The sequence below is a fragment of the Sphingobium sp. genome, from assembly GCF_049304695.1.
In the GTDB taxonomy this organism is placed as follows: Bacteria; Pseudomonadota; Alphaproteobacteria; order Sphingomonadales; family Sphingomonadaceae; genus Sphingobium.
This window is the reverse complement of sequence record NZ_JBAQOK010000045.1, coordinates 113,747-132,967: the sequence shown is the minus strand read 5'-3', so window position 1 is coordinate 132,967 and position 19,221 is coordinate 113,747. Positions and strand designations below refer to the sequence as shown.

The 19,221-nt window shown below is 62.0% G+C and carries 14 protein-coding genes; 5 read left to right on the top strand and 9 right to left on the bottom strand.

What is annotated here, in order from left to right:
- Positions 1 to 165: 165 nt before the first annotated feature.
- From WA070_RS06840 to WA070_RS06830, 3 genes are all read right to left on the bottom strand, one after another.
- Positions 166 to 1,581 (bottom strand): ISNCY family transposase, encoded by a 1,416-nt coding sequence (locus WA070_RS06840; RefSeq protein ID WP_422633349.1) that lies wholly within the window; start codon positions 1,579 to 1,581, stop codon positions 166 to 168.
- Positions 1,582 to 1,879: 298 nt separating this feature from the next.
- Positions 1,880 to 3,478 (bottom strand): family 43 glycosylhydrolase, encoded by a 1,599-nt coding sequence (locus tag WA070_RS06835; RefSeq protein WP_422633334.1) that lies wholly within the window; start codon positions 3,476 to 3,478, stop codon positions 1,880 to 1,882.
- A gap of 64 nt (positions 3,479 to 3,542) precedes the next feature.
- On the bottom strand, positions 3,543 to 6,425 hold the full coding sequence (locus WA070_RS06830) for a TonB-dependent receptor (RefSeq protein ID WP_422633348.1): 2,883 nt from the start codon (positions 6,423 to 6,425) through the stop codon (positions 3,543 to 3,545).
- A 481-nt stretch (positions 6,426 to 6,906) separates the two neighbouring features.
- Here WA070_RS06830 and WA070_RS06825 point away from each other — a divergent pair, with 481 nt between their 5' ends.
- Positions 6,907 to 8,274 carry a pectate lyase family protein gene (locus WA070_RS06825; RefSeq protein WP_422633347.1) on the top strand — a complete coding sequence of 456 codons (1,368 nt, stop codon included), beginning with the start codon at positions 6,907 to 6,909 and terminating at the stop codon, positions 8,272 to 8,274.
- Positions 8,271 to 8,654 (top strand): cupin domain-containing protein, encoded by a 384-nt coding sequence (locus tag WA070_RS06820; protein WP_422633333.1) that lies wholly within the window; start codon positions 8,271 to 8,273, stop codon positions 8,652 to 8,654. The genes WA070_RS06825 and WA070_RS06820 overlap by 4 nt, the downstream gene beginning before the upstream one ends.
- A gap of 6 nt (positions 8,655 to 8,660) precedes the next feature.
- Here the strand turns inward: WA070_RS06820 and WA070_RS06815 are convergent, their stop codons facing one another.
- The 6 genes from WA070_RS06815 to WA070_RS06790 all read right to left on the bottom strand — a co-directional run bounded on the left by WA070_RS06815 (position 8,661) and on the right by WA070_RS06790 (position 15,452).
- Positions 8,661 to 10,319: a ShlB/FhaC/HecB family hemolysin secretion/activation protein gene (locus WA070_RS06815; protein WP_422633332.1), complete on the bottom strand. Its 1,659-nt coding sequence runs from the start codon at positions 10,317 to 10,319 to the stop codon at positions 8,661 to 8,663.
- Positions 10,320 to 10,444: 125 nt separating this feature from the next.
- Positions 10,445 to 10,816 (bottom strand): hypothetical protein, encoded by a 372-nt coding sequence (locus WA070_RS06810; RefSeq protein WP_422633331.1) that lies wholly within the window; start codon positions 10,814 to 10,816, stop codon positions 10,445 to 10,447.
- A gap of 181 nt (positions 10,817 to 10,997) precedes the next feature.
- Positions 10,998 to 12,554 carry a carboxylesterase/lipase family protein gene (locus WA070_RS06805; protein ID WP_422633330.1) on the bottom strand — a complete coding sequence of 519 codons (1,557 nt, stop codon included), beginning with the start codon at positions 12,552 to 12,554 and terminating at the stop codon, positions 10,998 to 11,000.
- 73 nt (positions 12,555 to 12,627) lie between these two features.
- Positions 12,628 to 13,383 (bottom strand): 2-dehydro-3-deoxy-D-gluconate 5-dehydrogenase KduD, encoded by a 756-nt coding sequence (gene kduD, locus WA070_RS06800; protein WP_422633329.1) that lies wholly within the window; start codon positions 13,381 to 13,383, stop codon positions 12,628 to 12,630.
- Positions 13,384 to 13,493: 110 nt separating this feature from the next.
- Positions 13,494 to 14,333: a 5-dehydro-4-deoxy-D-glucuronate isomerase gene (gene kduI, locus WA070_RS06795; protein WP_422633346.1), complete on the bottom strand. Its 840-nt coding sequence runs from the start codon at positions 14,331 to 14,333 to the stop codon at positions 13,494 to 13,496.
- Positions 14,334 to 14,399: 66 nt separating this feature from the next.
- Positions 14,400 to 15,452, bottom strand: a complete 1,053-nt coding sequence (locus tag WA070_RS06790; protein ID WP_422633328.1) for a LacI family DNA-binding transcriptional regulator — start codon at positions 15,450 to 15,452, stop codon at positions 14,400 to 14,402.
- Between the two features lie 117 nt (positions 15,453 to 15,569).
- Here WA070_RS06790 and WA070_RS06785 point away from each other — a divergent pair, with 117 nt between their 5' ends.
- From WA070_RS06785 to WA070_RS06775, 3 genes are read left to right on the top strand one after another with little or no spacing between them, the layout of a single operon-like run.
- The gene (locus WA070_RS06785; protein WP_422633327.1) at positions 15,570 to 16,370 is read left to right on the top strand and encodes a 2-keto-4-pentenoate hydratase; all 801 of its coding nucleotides are present in this window, start codon (positions 15,570 to 15,572) and stop codon (positions 16,368 to 16,370) included.
- A 34-nt stretch (positions 16,371 to 16,404) separates the two neighbouring features.
- The gene (locus WA070_RS06780; RefSeq protein ID WP_422633345.1) at positions 16,405 to 17,697 is read left to right on the top strand and encodes an MFS transporter; all 1,293 of its coding nucleotides are present in this window, start codon (positions 16,405 to 16,407) and stop codon (positions 17,695 to 17,697) included.
- Positions 17,694 to 19,184: a UxaA family hydrolase gene (locus tag WA070_RS06775; protein WP_422633326.1), complete on the top strand. Its 1,491-nt coding sequence runs from the start codon at positions 17,694 to 17,696 to the stop codon at positions 19,182 to 19,184. The genes WA070_RS06780 and WA070_RS06775 overlap by 4 nt, the downstream gene beginning before the upstream one ends.
- Positions 19,185 to 19,221 lie beyond the last annotated feature (37 nt).

Sequence of the window (19,221 nt, the reverse complement as noted above, 5' to 3'; positions counted from 1 at the left end):
TGTTTGAGCTGCTTAGAAAAGACACTATCTCCGCTAGATAGAAATGACACCATTTATAGCAGCAGGGTCTGCGCGGAGCCATCCGCCTAGCGCAGCGCAGACCCTGCTGATGGCGTGACATTGGTGGGGCAGGGCATGGACCCGCTGCGCAGGCAGCGGGCTTGGTCAGCGCGCCTTCACAAACTCCAGCGTGCCGCGTGCCTGCAACTCAGCCTGACTGAGCCGTGGACCGCGTTTGAGTTTTCGGCCGCCCAACCGACGCCGGTCGATCTTTCCCGGCGCTTCCGGCTCGAGGAACAGATGTGTGGGCTGGTCGCGGCGGGCAGGGGCATTATTGTTCCGCTGCCGGTGATGCGGCGCGATCGCCTGGATCTCCTTTGCTAGCGCCAACGCCGCGTCGAGATGCTTATTGTCGACGATGGCAGGTTGATTGATCCGGGGCATCTTGTCGAACAGGCTGTAGGGGAGGGAGCGCCCCTCGTGCCGGATCTCCACCGTGCCATCAGGATATTCACAAACATCGACGCGCTTGCGCGCCAGTTCCTTGCTGATCGGGTTCGGCTCCAGGAGGAACAGCACCTTGTTATAGTGCAGCGTCAGCGCGGCGGTGACCGTCCGCTGTTCGCGCCAGACCATGACGGAGTGCAGATCATCCCGCGGTGCCAAAGGGCGGTGCAGATCACGACTGTTTGCTGCCGGGCGAGCGAAGCGCGCATTATGTGTCGTCTGGTAACTGCTCAAAAAGGCATTGGCTTCTCCGATTGAAGAGATGCCTTCCAGGCGCATCGCCTTGACCAGTCGATCCTGCAACGTGCCGTTCGCCCGTTCGACCCGACCCTTGGCTTGCGGCGAATTGGCGCAGATGATCTCGATGTTCAGTGCGTCCAGCGCGCGCCCGAAGTGCGTCATGCCATCGCCCTTCGCCGTAGCCTTGGGGTTGCGGAAGACCGTGTGCTTGTCGGAATAGAATGCCACAGGTTTGCCATGCCGCTCGATATATTCGCGCGTCGCTTCCATGTAGGAAAAGGTGCTCTCGCTCTCGACCATCTTGAGATGCATCAACTCGCTGGTCGCATCGTCAATGTAGACGAGCAGCGTGCAGCGCGGACCGCGATCCTCGAACCATTCATGATCAGATCCGTCGATCTGAATCAACTCGCCCCGGCACTCCCGCCGATGGCGGGGTTGATAGGGGCGAGACTTACGAGCGGCGCGAGCCTGCCAGATACCCGCCTCAATCATCATCTGACGCAGCGTCTCACAGCCCACCAGGATATCGTGACGGTCCGCGAGATACTCACGAGCCAGGGTCGGTCCGAAATCCGCATAATGCTCGCGGACCAGCGATAGGATCCGCTCGCGAAAGGCATCGCTGTGACGCCGGTTGCTCGGCCGACCACGCTTGCGCGACACCAGGCCTGAAGCGCCTTGGGCACGCAGACGCTCAAGCAACCGGAAGATCTGCCGGCGCTTCAATCCCAGAAGCAGCGCAGCATCCTCAACCCGAAGCGCGCCGCGCTCCACGCGCATCAATGTGTCAAACCGCGAAAGCTCGCCATGGCTCATCGCCACCACCGTCATAAGCGCGTCCTCCCGAACTGCCAGGAGGACCATGCCACCGAGCTCTGCTAAGGACGCCCAAGGGTGTCATTTCTATCTAGCAGAGAGGTGTCATTTCTATCCGGTGCTTACACGTAATTTAGTCGATAATATATATTATGTTAAATCTCAACGAGCGTGCGACGAGAGGGGGTGTGAGTTGATGCGTGGCGTCAGACGCGTTGATCGCGCGATGGATGCTGGCGCCTCGATTCCGCGCGCAAACGAGTTCGGCATGACGATTCCGGTAGAGCATTGTTATGCGTTATGCCGGGAAACCCTACAGCGCCCTGAACCGGAAGTTCGAGAAGCGGGCTTCCTCCGGTCCTGCGGCGTAAAGGCCGGGGCGGAGCATCAGAAAGCCGCCGCGAACATTGTGATGATAGCCCGATACTTCCATGCCCCGATCGAACCGGTGCCATGTGCGGCCGCCATCGTCACTTAGATGATAGGCGACGATATGGTCGCGGTTGCTGACCTTCATCGTCAGTCGGCGGCCATAGGGGTTGGCGGGTCGGCCACGCTCCATGCCATATTGATGCGTGACGAAACGATCTTCATCGAAGCCCAGGCCGCAATAGAGTGTGTCGTCGTAGAACAGGAGCAGACCCGCCGTGCCGCCCGGCGCGATCTCTATGTCGCATTGAAATTCATAAGACGGGTCGCCTGCGATCAGCAACAGCGGAGACGAGTCGACCGGCGCGGTGCCGCGACCTTTGAGGTGCAGGACGCCCTGCTCCACCCGCGCGCGCGTGGCTTCGTCGGGCGCCGGGCGGAAGAAGTTCCACTTCGCGCCCAGCCTGAGGCGTGTGAAATCGTCGGACAGTGCCATGCCGTGGGGCAGCGACTGTCCGCCGCGTGGCTTGGCCAAGGGTTTGGACAGGTCGCCGCCCGTCATGCGAAACCAGCCGTCCTTCGTCCATTCGACGGGGTCGAGCAATGTCTGCCGCCCCAGCGTCCACAGGCCGTTTTCATAGCCATGATAGATAGCCCACCAACTGCCGTCGGGGGCTTCGATCAGACTGGCGTGACCGCGCGACCACCATTTTTCGTCCATGCTGACCGTCCGCACCAGCGGATTGGCGGGATGCTGTTCCCATCGGCCGTGGATCGAGCGGGACCGGGCAGCGATGACCATATGGCCGGTCGGCGGTCCTGCCGTGCCGCCGACGGCGGTCAGCATGTAGAACCAGCCGCCATGGCGATGGATCTTTGGACCTTCGGGCGAGAAACCCTCGACATCCCATGTGTCGGGATAGCGCCAGGGGTCGTAGACATGCTCCACCGCGCCGACCGTAGACAGGCCATCATCAGCCAACCGGATGCGATCGCCGCCGGACAGGAAAAGCCAGCGGCTGCCATCCTCACCTACGGCATGGCAGGGGTCGATATGGTGGTGGAGTTTGAGGTCTACCGGCGCGCTCCACGGGCCGTCGATATGGTCGGCATGGATGACATAGATGCTGTTGGGGCTGGCTTTGACCGGGATGTAGAGGAAATAGCGGCCGTCGTGCTTTTCCAGGCTGACGGCCCAGACCGACCCGATATTCGTGGTGAGCGCGGCATTGCGCGGTTGCCAGTTGATGAGGTCGCGGCTGTGCCAGATGGTGAGGCCGGGATAGCTGTCGAAGGTCGAGAAGGTCAGATAATAGTCCGCGCCGTCCTTCAGGATCGCGGGATCGGGCCGGTCGCCCGAGATCAGCGGATTGAGGAAGCGCCCGTCGCCCAGGTCGGCGATACGTTGATTGTCGAGGCCGCGTTTCCACGTCACGGTGTCGGGCGCGGAGGCTTGCGCTGCCAGAGCGCCTTCCCCGCCGGTCAGCGCCGCCGCGGTCCCCGCCAGTAGCCCCGTCATCGCATCGCGGCGGTTGATCGTCATCGCGTTCCTTAAAGAAAAAAGAAAAGAGCCGGGTCGCCCGTGCAGAAGCGACCCGGCCGAGCCATTACATCTTGAAACGCGCGCCCACCTGGAACGTGCGGCCGAAATGCAATTGCTCATAGTTGCGATTGGCGTCGAGATCGGTGTAGCGATCACGATATTCGTCGGTCAGGTTGATCCCTTCCAGCGACAATTCGATCCAGCTGGTCAGCTTGTAACGGACCGATGCGTCGATGTTGATCGTGCTGTTATAGCCTTCGAACACATTGCCGGTGCCGCTATTCTGGTCGATATAGCCGCTGCGGTAACTGGCCGATGCGCGGGCGCTGAACTTTTCATCTTCATAGTAAAGCGTGCCGTTGAAGGCGCGTTTCGACAGGCCGAAGAGGGTCGCGTTGCGCACTGCGGAGACGTTGCCGCCGCCCGGCACGATGGCGGGACCGGAGACGGTGTAATCCGCGCTCGATTGGACGAAGGTCGCATTCACGATGCCGCCGAAGTGCGACAGGAAGCCGGGCAGGAAGGTGAAGGGCGCCTGCACCGACAGTTCGATGCCCTTCAGGCTGGCGCCGCTGCCGTTGACGATGGTGCTGATCGCCCAGCCTTCGGTGCGTTCGGGTTGACCGGCGGCAGGTGAGCTGGGCGGAATGACCGACAAAGGCAGGCCGGTGGAGGCGAAGGTGCCGGTGATCGTCTGGCCGATGGGGAAGCTCTGCACGTCCTTTTTGAAGATCGCGACCGATGCGATCGACTGGGGCGCGAAATACCATTCGAGCGCGAGGTCATAGGCGGTGGCACGGAAAGGGTTGAGGTTGGGGTTGCCGAAGTTGACGCGATAGTTGAACCCGTCGACCGATCCGCCCGGCGTCAGATTACCCAGGCTGGGCCGGGTCATCACGTCCGCCACCGACGCACGCACCACAAAGTCCTTATGCGGGAAGAAGGCGACGTTGAAGGCGGGCAGCCAGTCTTCATAGGAGCGCGACACGCCGACCAGCGCGCCATTGTTGAGGCCGGTCGAACTTTGGTCCGTCCTGACGTAGCGGATGCCGGCGTTGGCGGCATATTCAAGGCCGAAGAGATCACCCTTGGCGTCGAACTGAACGTAACCACCCGTGGTCTTTTCCACCACCCCGCGTGTGTTGCCTGCATCGACGGCGGCCGGGCGCTGGTATAGTTTCGTATAGTCGGTGCCGGCCGCCAGATTGGGGACGAGCCATTGCGTGGTCGTGCCCGCAGGGGCGTTCGCGCCCTTGAGCGTGAAGAGTTCCGACAGGGCCGCCGTGACAGGCAGGCCATAGATGGCGGTCGGGCCGAACGCCGAAGTGGGCGAGCAGTTTACGGTGCCCAGTACCCGATCCACGCCGCCATTGCCGCATACGACGGTATCGCGGGTGAAGCCTTCGGTATCGAAGGAGAAGCGGCGATAGACCGCGCCTGCCTTGATCGTGAACCCGTCCGTCACGTCCCATTCTGTGCGCAATTGGGCAGTGCGGAATTTGTTGGTGGTGGAGGATGGGCGGTCGCGGATTTCAGCCAGCTGGAAATTGGCCGGATCGGTGACGCTGGTGCCGAATTTCAACACCGGGCGCGCCATATTGCTATAGTCGTAGCTGTAACCCTGCGCATCGCGATCGTCGAACACCAGCGTGGTTTCGACGGGGATGGATGCGTCGGACTTCGACATGCCGCCCAGCAGGGTGAAGCGGAAGCTGTCACCCAGATCCTGATCCCATGTGCCGCCGATCTGGTAGAATTTCGTCTGCGACTTGCGCAGATAATGTTCGGTGCGGACCCATGCGTCGTTAAGCGTCGCGGAGATCATATTGTTGTTGGCGTCGTAGACGGGGTTTACGACGTCGATCGAGCGTTCGTTGGAGCGCAGCAGCACTTCGCCCCATTTTTCTTCGCGCGTTTCGCGGAAGCGGGAGAAAAGACCGTCGATCGAGACTTTGGTCGCGTCGGACGGCGCCCATTGGAGCGAGCCGGTGATGCCGATGCGTTCGCGTTCCTGCGCGATTTCGCCGTAGCGGGGGATGCGGGGATGGAAGGCCAGCGCCGCCTTGTCGCAGGCAGCCGAGCGGCCATTGGTGTAGACGCCCCCGCTGTTGGATGCGCGGGTCGTGCTGGTGGCGGTCGTCGTGAAACAGCCAGCGCCATTGACGCTGTCGAAGCGGGCCTGCGACCAGCGCACCGTGTTATTGCCCATCTGGAGCGTGTCGAGTTTGGAATAGGCCGCGGACAGCGCCACGCCGAACTGGCCGTCGGCGGATTTCCACGACATCAGGCCAGCAGCGCGCGGTCCCCATTTTTTCGACAGGTCGTTATAGGAGCCGGTGGCCGATCCGACGAAGGTGAAGCCTTCTTTGCCCGCCAGCGGATTGCCGGTGTTGAGATCGACGACTGCGCCAAGCGAGCCTTCGTCCAGGGACGCTTCGGCCGTTTTGTGGACGACCAGCGAGCTGAACAGTTCGGACGCGAACACGTTGAAATCGAAGGCGCGGTCGCGGTTGGCGCTGGCGCCGTCGGTGGAAGTGGCGACGGTTTCCAGCCCATTGACGCGGACGCGGGTAAATTGCGCGCCCAGACCACGCACAGTGATGGCACGGCCTTCGCCGCCGTCGCGCTGAATGGAGATGCCAGGAATGCGCTGAAGCGATTCGGCGAGATTCTGGTCGGGGAATTTGGCGATGTCTTCAGCGACGATCGCATCGACTGATCCGACCGACTGGCGTTTCAGGTTGATGGCCGCGCCCAGCGACTGGCGAAAACCAGTGACCACGATGTCGGCGACGTCGCCATCCGCGCTGGCCTGCGGCGGGGTGGCGGGTTGCGCCGCGTCCTGCGCCTGCGCGCCGACGGGTGTTGCCAGAGCCATCGCGGCGACGGACGCCCCGGCCAGCCAGCGCCGCATGTCGCCTGAATGATTGCCCTTAATAGTCGTCATCATGCCGCTCCTTCCCATTATCATTCGCCTGCCCGCTACTTGGCGAGCCGAGGTCATGGTCGTGACGGGTGGATGCTTTGACATTGCCAGCCCCTCCCCGCTCCACATCGTCGCCAGTCTTTACTGGTCGTCTGATTCATGTGGAAACCGGTGTCATTGATGGGACAGCGAGGCAGGGCTGTCAATATGGAATGGCGATATTATCAACGGTTTTGCCTTTTATGGGGGATTTGGACCGTCAGATCCACGAAATATCCGTGGCAGTGCATCGGCCAAGCGATTTAAGTTGGCTGATCAGCCTGAATCAGGAGTGCCCATTCTCCCTTCGTCCCACATTCTGGAAACCGGTGTCAAAAGATATTGCGGATGATGCCGTGCGGTGGCACCTATGGGCGTGAGAGGAGACTATAAGATCATGCGTCGTTCCCCTGCCCTCCTGCGCCTTTGCGCGGTTTCGCTGGCTGTGGCCTGTCTCGCGCCGATGGCAGTAGAGGCTGCGCCGGTGCGCAAGATTACGCCCGATGCAGCTGTGTCCAGTGGCGCGCTGGCTTTCCCCGGCGCAGTCGGATGGGCGGCAACGACACCGGGCGGTCGCGGTGGACGCATCATCCGCGTGACCACGCTGGCCGCCGATGGGCCGGGCAGTTTCAGGGCAGCGCTGGAGGCAAAGGGACCGCGCATCATCGTGTTCGAGGTCGGTGGCATCATCGATATGGGGCGGCAGACGCTCAGGATCAGCGAGCCTTATGTGACAATCGCCGGGCAGACCGCGCCTTCGCCCGGCATTACGCTCATCAAGACCGGGATCGACATCGCGACGCATGACGTGGTGATGCGTCACATCCGCATTCGCACCGGCGTCGATGGGCAGGCGAAGATGAGCGGTTGGGAAGCCGACGCCGTGTCCACCGTGGCCGCGCATCATGTGATGATCGACCATTGCACCTTCACCTGGGCGCTGGATGAAAATATGTCGGCGTCAGGCCCGCGCTTCACCGGGGCGACGCCCGATGAGTGGCGCAAGGGAACGTCGCATGCGATTACCTTTTCCTATAATCTCGCCGCCGAAGGACTCGCCGACGCCAGCCATCCCAAGGGCGAGCATAGCAAGGGGTCGTTGATCCACGACAATGCCAGCGAGATACTGATCTACCGCAATATCTACGCCCATAATAAAGAGCGCAATCCGCTGTTGAAGGGCGGCGCGCAGGTCGAACTGGTCAACAACCTGATCTATGATCCGGGTGAACGGGCGGTGCATTATAATCTGATGGCGCTGGAATGGGGCGATCATCCCTATCAGACGGGCAAGCTGTCGGCGGTCGGCAATGTGATGCGCGGCGGGGTGTCGACCGAACCCAAGCTGCCGTTCCTGATGCTGGGTGGGGATGGCGACCTGGATTATCATGGAAAGGACAATCTGGCGGTCGATCGGTTCGGCCAACCGCTGCCGATGTTCGGCCGCTATGGTGAGACGCGGGCGAAGGTGAACGAGGTCGCTGCGCCGCCGGTCTGGTGGCCGGGGACGAAGATTTTGTCGGTGCGCGATGTCGAAACGCATGTGCTGGCCCATGCCGGGGCGCGACCATGGGACCGGGACGCCGACGATCTGCGTGTGCTGTTCTTCGTGGCGGAAGGGCGTGGCGAGATCATCAACGATGAAAAGCAGGTCGGTGGCTATCCCAAGATGGCGCAGACGCGCGCACCCTTTGTCGCGGCGGACTGGAATCTGGATACGATGGAGCCGAAATCAGGCCGCTATCCGGGCCAGACAAACGAGATTGCCGAACATCTGTCCGACCGGGACAAGATGATGCGGCAGGATGGACATGGGGCGGAGCCGCGATGATCCTCGCCCTGCTGCTGGCCGCTGCCGCGCCGCCGATGGCGGTGATCGTCGAGCGCGATGTCCGCACGGAGGAGCCCAACCCGCATGGCGCAATCGGCATGAGCACCGCCTATCGCATCAGCGACGCCGCGCCCCAGCCCCGCACGATGGAATTTCGCAAGCGGGTTTTGCATGTCGGGTCCGCCATCGGACTGCACCCGATCGGGCATGACGAGGTCTATTATGTGCTGTCGGGTGCAGGAGAAGTAACGTCGGATGGGGAGCGCAGGACTCTGACATCGGGCATGGCCGCCTATCTTTATGACGGGGCGGTCGTGGGTATCCGGCAAATGGGGAAGGTGCCGCTCACGATCATCGTGTCCTATCCCGTGCAGAAATGAAGACGGTCAGAAACTGGATTTCAGGCTGACGACGATTCGCGTTTTCTTGCGATCGAGATAGAAGACCGGATCGGTCAGGCCATGTGCGGCCTCCACCTCCAGTACATGATTGCGCGCGATCAGCATGCGCCCGCCGGTCCCAACCGATGCGACCGTCGATCCGCTGCCCGGCAGTCCGTAGCGGCTGCGGTAGCGCACGCGCCCGGCATCGGCGAAGAGGTAAAATTCCGATCCTGCGACGAACGAGGGCAGTTTGGCCGGACGCCAGGCCAGTTCGGCGGAACCGGCAAAGCCGGAGTCGCCCGCGATCGTGGATGCTTCATAAGCGCGGCCAAATTCGTCTCCACCCAGCGCGACCTGCTCCGAAGATGGCAGATCGTCGCCAGTCAATTGCCCGAAGAGCGCAACCCGGAGCGCCGCGTCATTGCCGATCGCCTGGCTCGCGTTCACCTTCGCGGTGATCTTGCGAAACGCGTCATCCGCCTGTCCCGGCGTAACCCGTGCGCCCAGTGCGTTGAGGCCCGCGCTCATCGTGATGCCCGCCGAAAACAGGCGCTTTTGCCCGGTAACGGAATAGGCTGCGGCCAGACGCAATGCGCGGATGCGGTCGTTAGCCAAGGTGAAGCCCATCAGCGCATTGTGGCTGTCGATGCCGTCGATCCCCGCCGTTAGATACAGGCTGCGGCGGGTGCCGCGAAATAGCGGATGGGCGACCTGGACGCCGAATGTATTCGCGCGGCCCTCCAGTGGGAAGATCCAGGTACGGGTGCGTTGGCGCGCGGCGTTGGCGGTTATGGTCGTGCCTTGGCTGTCGATCGGCGTTGCGTAGCTGATTGCCTGATATTGGATGCTATCGTCGGCGATGCCCGACAGGATGCTGATCTGCATCTGATCGCCGCCAAAGATCATGCTGTTAGCCTGCATGTCCAACTGAACATGGGTGCGTCCCAGCAAGGCGATGCCCCGGCTGTCGATGCTGACTGTCGCCGTGACTGGCTTGTGCTCCACGGTGACGACCAGTGTGCTGTCGCCGGAGGCTGGATCGGACTGGACCGCCAATGTGGGCTGCACGCCGGGAAGCCCACCGAGCAGGGACGTAATGCGGTCGAATGTCGATTTTTTCAGGGGGCGTTCCTGCATAGCTTGCCCGGCATAGCGTTCGACGGCGCGGATGACTTTGCGCCGTTTCGTGCCCTCCACATTGATCTGGGTCACATAGCCTTCCGTCGCGATCACGCGCAACACGCCGTTGGTAGCATTTTGCGGGGGTATCACGACGCTGTAGAGCGCGATGTCACTGCGACCATAGAGGGCGACGAGGGATTGGGCGAGTTGCTGGAGCAGCGCGGTATCGACGATCCGCCCGGCAAAGCTGCGGTTGACGGCATCGACATCAGCGGGCGGCAGGCTGGAGTTTTCCAACTGTATCTTTTCCAGACGGAAGGAGATGATGGCAGGTGGCGTGACTGGCTTTGCCTTCGTGCGGCGCGCGGGCTTGCGCTTCTTGCGTACTGGTCCGGGTCGCTGATCCAGACGCTCGCGCCCAATGACGCCGGGGCTGGTCTGCGCGTCGAGGCGATCGGGAAAAGACAGCGATATTAACGTTGCCAGCGCCAGACCGCGTGCGGCGATACGATACAACGCCCCCTCATGAAAGGTGAACATATGAGCTGGCCTTTGGCCATGCTGGCGCACAGGCGCCGGGCAAATGCGACCTTATTCAGGTCGGGTGGCGCCCCCGGAAGCGACGCGTCTTTCAGACGGCTGCTTCCGGGGATGCCCATGTGGACTTATTGGCCGTTTGCGATTGCCGCGACCGAGCCATGGGTGCCGGGTTGCTTCGCACCGACGGTAACGAGCGGCGCGCTGCCGGGGACGCCGACCGCGACTCCGTTTGCGTCGATCGACTGACCCGTGGCGGTCACGCCGTTGCCGACATTGCCAATGGCATGAGTCACTCCATCCGCCAATGGCGCCACGGTCGGGACGACGCCTGTCACGGTCGGGGCCAACACCTGATGATGAACGCCAGAAACGTTGCCGATCAGATTACCTGCGGCTACGACCGGTTTTCCAAGTAAACCACCGACTGACTGTGCGCTTGCGGTAGCGGGAGCCAGAATGACCATAGACGATACAAAATACTTGATAATGCTATTCATGACGAATCCTCCTATCAGTTGTCTGATATGAAAGATTAAATTGGTTATATGTTCCAAATTTTTTCAATAATGATCATTAGGATTGCATTAACAATAATAAGTATTTAAGAATTAACTAATCGATATTCCAACAAATATTGATCTATATTTAAATAATGGTTCGTTAAACGCATGTGCGTTTTTAACTGCCCGGCTGGATATAGGGGACGCGGGCGAACAACATTCTCTCCCACCCGCGCGGGTCGTTTTCGACCTGGCTTTCGATGTCGAAGATCATCGTCGCGCGGTCTTGCAGGCGATATTGCGGCCATGTGGACAAGCCAGTCGCATTGGGATCGCCCATGCGGGCAAAGGCCAGAAAGCGCGCCATGACGGCCGCCGACGCCGCCCGCGCCCCAGCCCCGGTTCCGGTCAGCGACCCCGGCGCGTCGATCGTGCCGAAGGCGAGCGGAATGTCCATGGTATGCGGCGCGCCCCTGCGGGGATCCGTGGGGGATTGATAATCCACCTGATAGGCCCATGTCGGCGCGTCAGCGCGGGCGCGGGCTTCGGCCTCTATCACCTGACCGGGCCAACTGCGTCCTGCCGTGGTGGCGGCGTAGAATATGCGTTCGGCAGACCAGTCAGGGAAATGCGCGCGATATTGCGCGACGATCCATTCGGGGGATAGGTCCATGCGCAACTCGCCCGCCATGCGCGCAGGCAGGTTGGCCCAGTCCAGTCCCCGGATCAACGGCCCGTCTGGATCGATGAAGGCGCGCGTTTCGTCGCGCGTATTGCCAAGCATCATCGGGATGGCGTTGCTTTGTGGCGCGGCGTCGGGCCAGAAGGGGTGCCGGTCCAGCCATGTCATATCCAGCACTGGTCCCATATAGACGCCGCCGCCCAATATGGGATCGGTCGCACTCAGGCCTTCTATCAGCCGTTCGACCGGCATGGTGATGAGCGAGTCAAGCGCGTCTGGCCTCACCCCGATCCTGGCGAGATAGGCCATCGTCCGGCGCGTGGCGTTGATCGGGCCGCTGGCCGTCACTTGTTGCCCACTCATCGTGATCGCGCGGTGGAACAGGTTTTTGGCGGCGGGCATCGCCATCATCGTGGCGATCTTTGCGCCGCCGCCCGACTGACCGAAGAGCAGGATATTGGATGGATCGCCGCCGAAAGCCGCGATGTTGTCGCGCACCCAGCGGAGCGCGAGGATGAGGTCGAGTTGCCCCACATTGCCGCTGTCGCCAAAGCGTGAGTCGAGCCGGGCGAGATAGAGATAGCCGAGCGCGTTTAGCCTGTGGTTGACGGTAACGACGACGGCGTCGCCCGTCGCCGCCAGATGCCGCCCGTCGTTCAGGGGATCGACCACGGAGCCGTTGGAGTAGGCGCCGCCGTGGATGTAGAGCATGACCGGTCGCTTGCCGCCGCGATCCAGTTCTGGTGTCCAGATGTTGAGGAACAGGCAATCTTCGCTGGTCGAGACCTGTTGCCCGCGTTGGGGACAGGACGGCGCGAACTGTGTGGCCTCGGCCACATCGCGCCAAGGCTGCGGCGGCAGGGGCGCGCGGAATCGGCGGGCGGCGGTGTCCTGCCCGTATCGGACGCCGCGAAAGACGTGCAGCCCCTGTTCGCGCGTGCCCCGGATGCGTCCGTTGCGCGTCGTGACGACGGGGTCGGGTTGAGTGGCGAAGGCTGGTGTCGCTGACGCGGCCAGTATGCCGATGACGGTTCGCCTGTCGAAGTCGGGCATCCATCCTCCTGTTGTCGATATGGGAAGGGTGCGCCCTCCTCTATTGTCAACCTAATCTTGTCCGCCTGCAATATTAACGCGCCAGCCATCCGCCATCGACGGCAAGGGTGTGGCCGTGGATATAGTTTGCGGCATGGGACGCCAGGAACACGGCTGCGCCGCCGATGTCGGAGGCTTCACCCCAGCGGCCTGCGGGAATACGTTCCTGAATCTGGCGGTTGCGGGTTTCGTCGGCTTGCAGCGCTGCGGTATTGTTGGTGGCGATATAGCCCGGCGCGATGGCGTTCACATTGACGCCCTTGGCCGCCCATTCGTTCGCCAGCAGCCTGGTCAGTCCCGCCACGCCGCTTTTGGATGCGGTGTAACTGGGGACGCGGATACCGCCCTGAAAGGAGAGGAGCGAGGCGATGTTGATGATCTTGCCGGAGCCTTGGGCAATCATGTGCCGACCAGCGGCCTGGCACAGGAAGAACAACACCTTGAGATTGGTGTCCATCACCGCGTCCCAATCCGCTTCGGTGAAATCGACGCTGTCGGCGCGGCGGATGATCCCGGCGTTGTTGACCACTATGTCGAGGCCGCCCAGCGTGTCGAGGGCTTCGTCCACGACGCGCTGGACCGGTTCGATGGTGGAAAGATCCGCCGATACGATCTGCGCCCGGCGACCGAGCGCGCGGACTTTTTCCACTGTGTCCTGCGCGGGTGTGCGACCGACGGCGGCGATGTCAGCGCCTGCGGTGGCGAGCGAGAGGGCGATCGCCTGGCCAATGCCGGTGTTCGCGCCGGTCACGATGGCGACTTTGCCGGTAAGGTCGAAGGGATTGGTCATATCATATGTTCCACGTCATCCCTGCGAAGAAGGGAACACATCGCAAGGTTGGGAGATGGGTTCCCGCCTTCGCGGGAATGACGGCAATTGGGTTCGGGAAGCATCGTGCCTCAGGCCAGTTGGCAGATGTCCAGCACGTTCATGTCGGTATAGTCCTGATTCTCGCCCGCCATTGCCCAGATGAAGGCATAGGCTTTGGTCCCTGAACCCATGTGGACCGACCATGGCGGCGAAATCACGGCTTCCTCGTTCGCCATGACGATATGCCGCATCGCGTCGCCCTCGCCCATATAGTGGAAGACGCGATCGGACGGGCCGTCCAGTTCGAAGTAGAAATAGATTTCGCTGCGGCGTTCGTGAATATGCGGGGGCATGGTGTTCCACACGCTGCCCGGTTTCAGGACGGTGAGGCCCATGACCAGTTGTGCGCTGTCGCAGATGCCGGGGATGACCAGCTGGAAAATCGTGCGTTCGTTGGATTCTTCCAGGCTGCCGCGCTCCACCGCGTTAGCTTCGGCGATGCCCAGCTTGCGCGTCGTGAACGCCTTGTGCGCCGGGCAGGAGGCCAGATAGAAGCGCGCGCCTGCACCAGAGAAGCTGACGTCCTTCGCGCCCATGGTGACATAGAGGCAATCCTTGTTGCCCAGCGTGAAGGATTCGCCATCGACGGTCACGACGCCATCGACGCCGCTGACATTGACGACTGCCATTTCGCGCCGTTCCAGAAACGGGTGGCCCACGGCCGAGGGTGGCTCGGTCTGCGCTGGCAGCGACACTGCAGCGTCGGCCACCGCCACGCTGCCAATGACGAAGCGGTCGGCATGGGTGTAGTTCAGCACGCATTCGCCGTCGCGGAACAGGCCGCCGATCAGGTAGCGATCGCGTAGTTCCTCGTTCGACACACATTCCATCATGTCGGGGTGCGTCGCATAATAGGTTTTGTCGAACATCAGTTGCTCCTCATCTTCCGGATCGCTGGCGCCCTTGTCGGACACCGGTGTCATGACCACGTCTTATCAGGATGCAGCAGGTGGTGCAACCGATGCGCGGCGGATCAGTGTGGAACTGAACATCGAGGGTTCGTTGACTTCCGATCCTTCGCCGATCGCCGTCCCGATCAGTTTGAGCGCAGCGGCCCGCCCCATCGCCACGATCGGCCAGCGTACGGTGCTGAGCGGCGGCCAGACCCGTGTCGTCAGTGGTGTGTCGTCGAAACCGATGATCGACAATTCTTCAGGCACGGCGATGCCCCGCAATCGCGCGGCGTAGAGCACGCCTGCGGCCATTTCGTCATTGCTGGCGAAGATGGCGGTGGGGCGTGGCGAAAGGTCGAACAGGCTTTCCGACGCGGACAGGCCCGATTCGAACGTATATTGGCCGTCCGCAATCAAGCTGCGCGGCAGGCTGATCCCCGCCTCCGCCAATGCCATCTCAAAGCCCTGGCGACGCTCCTGCGCAGAGCGGAAACCGTGCGGCCCGGCGATCAGCCCGATCCGGCGATGCCCCTGCGCGATCAGGTAACGAACCGCGCCGGCGACCGCTTCGCGATCGTTGGACGCGACCATATGTTCAGGATCGTCCAGCACAGCCGACCCCATGCGGACATAACGGCAACCCTCTTCGTCGAGCATCCGGGCGAGCGCATCATTTTCCGACATGGGCGGCAGGATGACGACACCGAACAGGCGCTGGCGCGTCACGAAGCCCTTAATGTCCTCCATCACCTGATTGGAGCCGCGATCCACGGGGCGAATCACCAGTTCGAACTCGGTGCCGTGCAACGCCTCCAATATGCCGCGCTGCATCGACAGGATCATCTGCGCATTGGGATTGTCATAGACCAGACCGATCAGGAAATTGCGGCCCAGCGCCAGCGCGCGCGCCTGCGGATTGGGGACGTAGCCGGTTTCCCGGATGATCGCTTCCACCATCTGGCGGGTTTCGGGGTTGAGCAGCGGCGATCGGTTGATGACGCGACTGACGGTCTTTTTCGACACGCCGGACATGCGGGCGATGTCGTTGATGGTCAGTTTGGGCGCTTGTCCCTCATCCTGTTTCTGCTTGGCCATGGCGCCTTATACGCGGTTTAGGCCCGCCCGCTATATAGGATGACTATGGATGTCACTTGTCAATGACACCGGTTTCCATTACGCCCGGCGAAGACGAGAATAAGAAGGACAATGGTAGTGAGCGCAGGCAGCATGGTCGAATCGACGGCGGAGCGCTTTGTTACGGCGCGTTACGCCGCCCAACCGTTGATCGACTATCCCGGCCCCCTGCCCGCGACGCTGGACGATGGCTATGCCGTTCAGGCTGCAGCGATGGCACGGGTGGAGGACAAGATTGCAGGCTGGAAAGTCGGGCGCATATTGGGCGATCTGGCCGTCCGATATGGCTGCGATCGGCTGGCGGGGCCGATTTTTGCGTCGACCGTGAACGTCGCGGATGCGCAGTCGCGCGGTCTGGTATTCGACGGCGGATTCGGCGCGGTGGAATCGGAATATCTGTTCCGTATCGGCAAGGTGCCGGTGGCTGGCCAGACCCGCTTCACGTTGGAGGAGGCGGCCGATCATGTCGACGCGGTCCATATCGGCATCGAAATCGCCAGTTCGCCATTTGTCGGCATCAACGATCATGGCCCCGCTGTCACCATATCGGATTTCGGCAATAATAATGGCCTGCTGATTGGCCCGCCCATTTCGGATTGGCGCAACGGCCGTTATGCCGATCAGGACGTAGCGACCCGGATTGACGGTGCTGTCATTGGCACGGGTGTGGCGGCTGCGTTCAACCATGGCGCGATCGGATCGGTTCGGTTTCTGCTGGAAAACCTGATCGCGCGTGGCATTCCGATCGAGCCGGGCTGGTGGGTATCGACCGGCGCAGTCACGGGCGTTCATCAGGTCAGGCCCGGACAGCGCGTGGAGGCCGACTTTGGGCGGCTGGGCACTTTGCATTGCACGATCATCGCACAAGAGCCGCGCTGAAGCGGTCGATGTAACAACAGACAGGAGCAGGATGATGAACGAAGCGGGGATGCAGGCGCCACCTGCCGGGCGTTATCGCTGGGTCGTGGTGGCGTTGCTGTTTGCAGCGACGGCGATCAACTATGTCGACCGGCAGATGATCGGCGTGTTGAAGCCCACGCTGTCGGCAGAAATGTCGTGGACCGAAACCGACTTCGCCAACATCGTCTTCTGGTTTCAGGCCGCTTATGCGATCGGCTATCTGGGCTTTGGCCGGGTTGTCGATGTCATCGGCGCGCGTTTTGGCTATGCCATCGCGGTGATCGTGTGGACCATCGCGCATATGGCGCATGGCGGGGTGCATAGTGTCACGCAGTTCGCGATGGCGCGCTTTGGTCTGGGCGTCGGCGAGTCGGGCAATTTCCCTGCGGGCATCAAGGCGGTGACCGAATGGTTCCCGCAAAAGGAACGCGCCTTCGCCATCGGCCTGTTCAACGCGGGGGCCAATATCGGCGCGATCATCACGCCCCTGCTCGTGCCCTGGCTGACTGTCGCCTATGGGTGGCGTGTCGCCTTTTATGCGACGGGCATCTTCGGCATAGTGTGGCTGATCGCGTGGCTGACATTTTATCGCCGACCGGACCAGCACCCCAAGGTGACGCAGGAAGAATTGGCCTATATCCAGCAGGATCCCGCCGATCCGGTCGAACCGATCGGCTGGGGCAGGCTCATCACGGTTCGGGAAACCTGGGCCTATGCGATCGGTAAATTCTGCATCGATCCGATCTGGTGGTTCTTCCTCTTCTGGCTGCCCGGCTATCTTGGCACGCGCTATGGTCTGGACCTGATCAGCTTCGGCCCGCCGCTGGTGGCGATCTATCTGCTGTCCGATGGCGGCAGCATATTTGGTGGATGGATGTCGGGACGGCTGATGAAGGCTGGCAAGAGCGTCAACGCCGCGCGCAAGCTGACCATGTTGCTGTGCGCATGTGCGGTTTTGCCGATTTTCTTTGCGCAATCGATCGACAATCTGTGGCTGGCCGTGCTGGTGATCGGCATCGCGACGGCAGCGCATCAGGCCTTTTCCGCTAACCTCTACACCCTGCCGTCGGACCTGTTTCCGCGCGGTGCGGTCGGTTCGGTGGTAGGCATCGGCGGGACCGTGGGTGCGATCGGCGGCATGGTCATGGCGAAATATGCCGGCTATATATTGGACGGCATCGGCAGCTATACGCCGCTGTTCGCTGTTGCCGGTAGCGCCTATTTCGTGGCACTGGGCGCTGTCCATCTGCTGTCGCCGCGATTGGCGCGGGTCAGCATCTCACAAACGGATCGCCCAGAGCCATGACATCATCCCCCGCCATATTGCTGGTCCACCCCAGTGACAGCGTTGCCGTCGCGATGACGGCCCTGACGGCGGGGCAGACCGTTGTCGTGGCGGGGACCGACATTGTCGTGGCGGAGGATATTGTGCAGGGGCACAAGATGGCTGTGCGCGCCGTGGCGACGGGCGATCCGGTGTTGCGATATGGCTTTCCGTTCGGGGTAGCGACCACGCCGATCGTGCCGGGCGTGCATGTGCATAGCCATAATGTCCATACGGCGCTGGGCACCGGCAATGACTATCGCTATGCCGCCCCGTCGCAACAGGATGCGCCCGGCCCCAGCACGCGCACATTTGAGGGCTATGTCCGCCCTGACGGCATGGTGGGCACGCGCAACGAAATCTGGGTCATTCCTACGGTCGGCTGCGTCGGACGCACGGCGGAGCGGCTGGCCGCGCAGGCGAGCCGTGCGCTGCCGCCCGGTATCGATGGCATCCATGCCTTTCCCCACCCCTTTGGCTGTTCGCAGCTGAGCGATGATCTGAGCGGCACGACTGGCATCCTCGCCGCACTGGCGCAGCATCCCAATGCTGGCGGTGTGCTGCTGTTGGGGCTGGGTTGCGAATCCAACCAGATGGCGTTGATGCTGGATCGCATCCCCGAAGGGCGTCGCGACCGCATCCGCACATTGGGCGCGCAGGTATCGAGCGACGAAATGGCGGACGGGCTGGCTGCTATCGCGGAACTGGCTGCGATTGCCGGGCAGGATCGGCGCCAGCCCGTGCCACTTTCTGCCCTGCGGTTGGGTGTCAAATGCGGTGGTTCGGATGGCTTGTCAGGATTGACCGCTAACCCCTTGATCGGGCGTGTCGCCGATGCGGTGGGGCAAGCGGGCGGCAGCGTATTGCTGACCGAAATTCCCGAAATTTTCGGCGCGGAACAGATATTGATGGATCGCTGCGTCGATGAACCGACGTTCGACGCGCTGGTCGATCTGGTGCGCGACTTTAAAAATTACTTCGTCGCGCATGGTGAGCCGGTGTCGGAAAATCCCAGCCCCGGCAATATTCGCGGCGGCATCACGACGCTGGAGGAAAAGTCGCTGGGCGCGGTGCAAAAGGCAGGGCATGTGCCTGTCACTGGCGTCATCCCCTATGCCGGGCGCGCCAGCAAGCCGGGCCTGACCGTGCTGGAGGGGCCAGGCAATGACGCCGTGTCTACAACGGCGCTGGCTGCGGCGGGCGCGACGCTGACGCTCTTTTCCACAGGGCGCGGCACGCCGTTGGGTAGCCCGGTTCCTACGATCAAGATCGCGTCGAACAGCGCGCTGGCGACGGCCAAGCCGGGCTGGATCGATTTCGATGCGGGCGCGGTGCTGGACAAGGGCATGGAGGCAGCTACCGATGATTTGCTCGATACAGTCGTGGCGATCGCATCAGGCCAGCTTGCCCGCAACGAGGTGAATGAAGAGCGGTCCATCGCCATCTGGAAGCGGGGCGTAACGCTGTAAGACTTTGGGCATGTGACTGGCATGGCCCCCGCCTGCC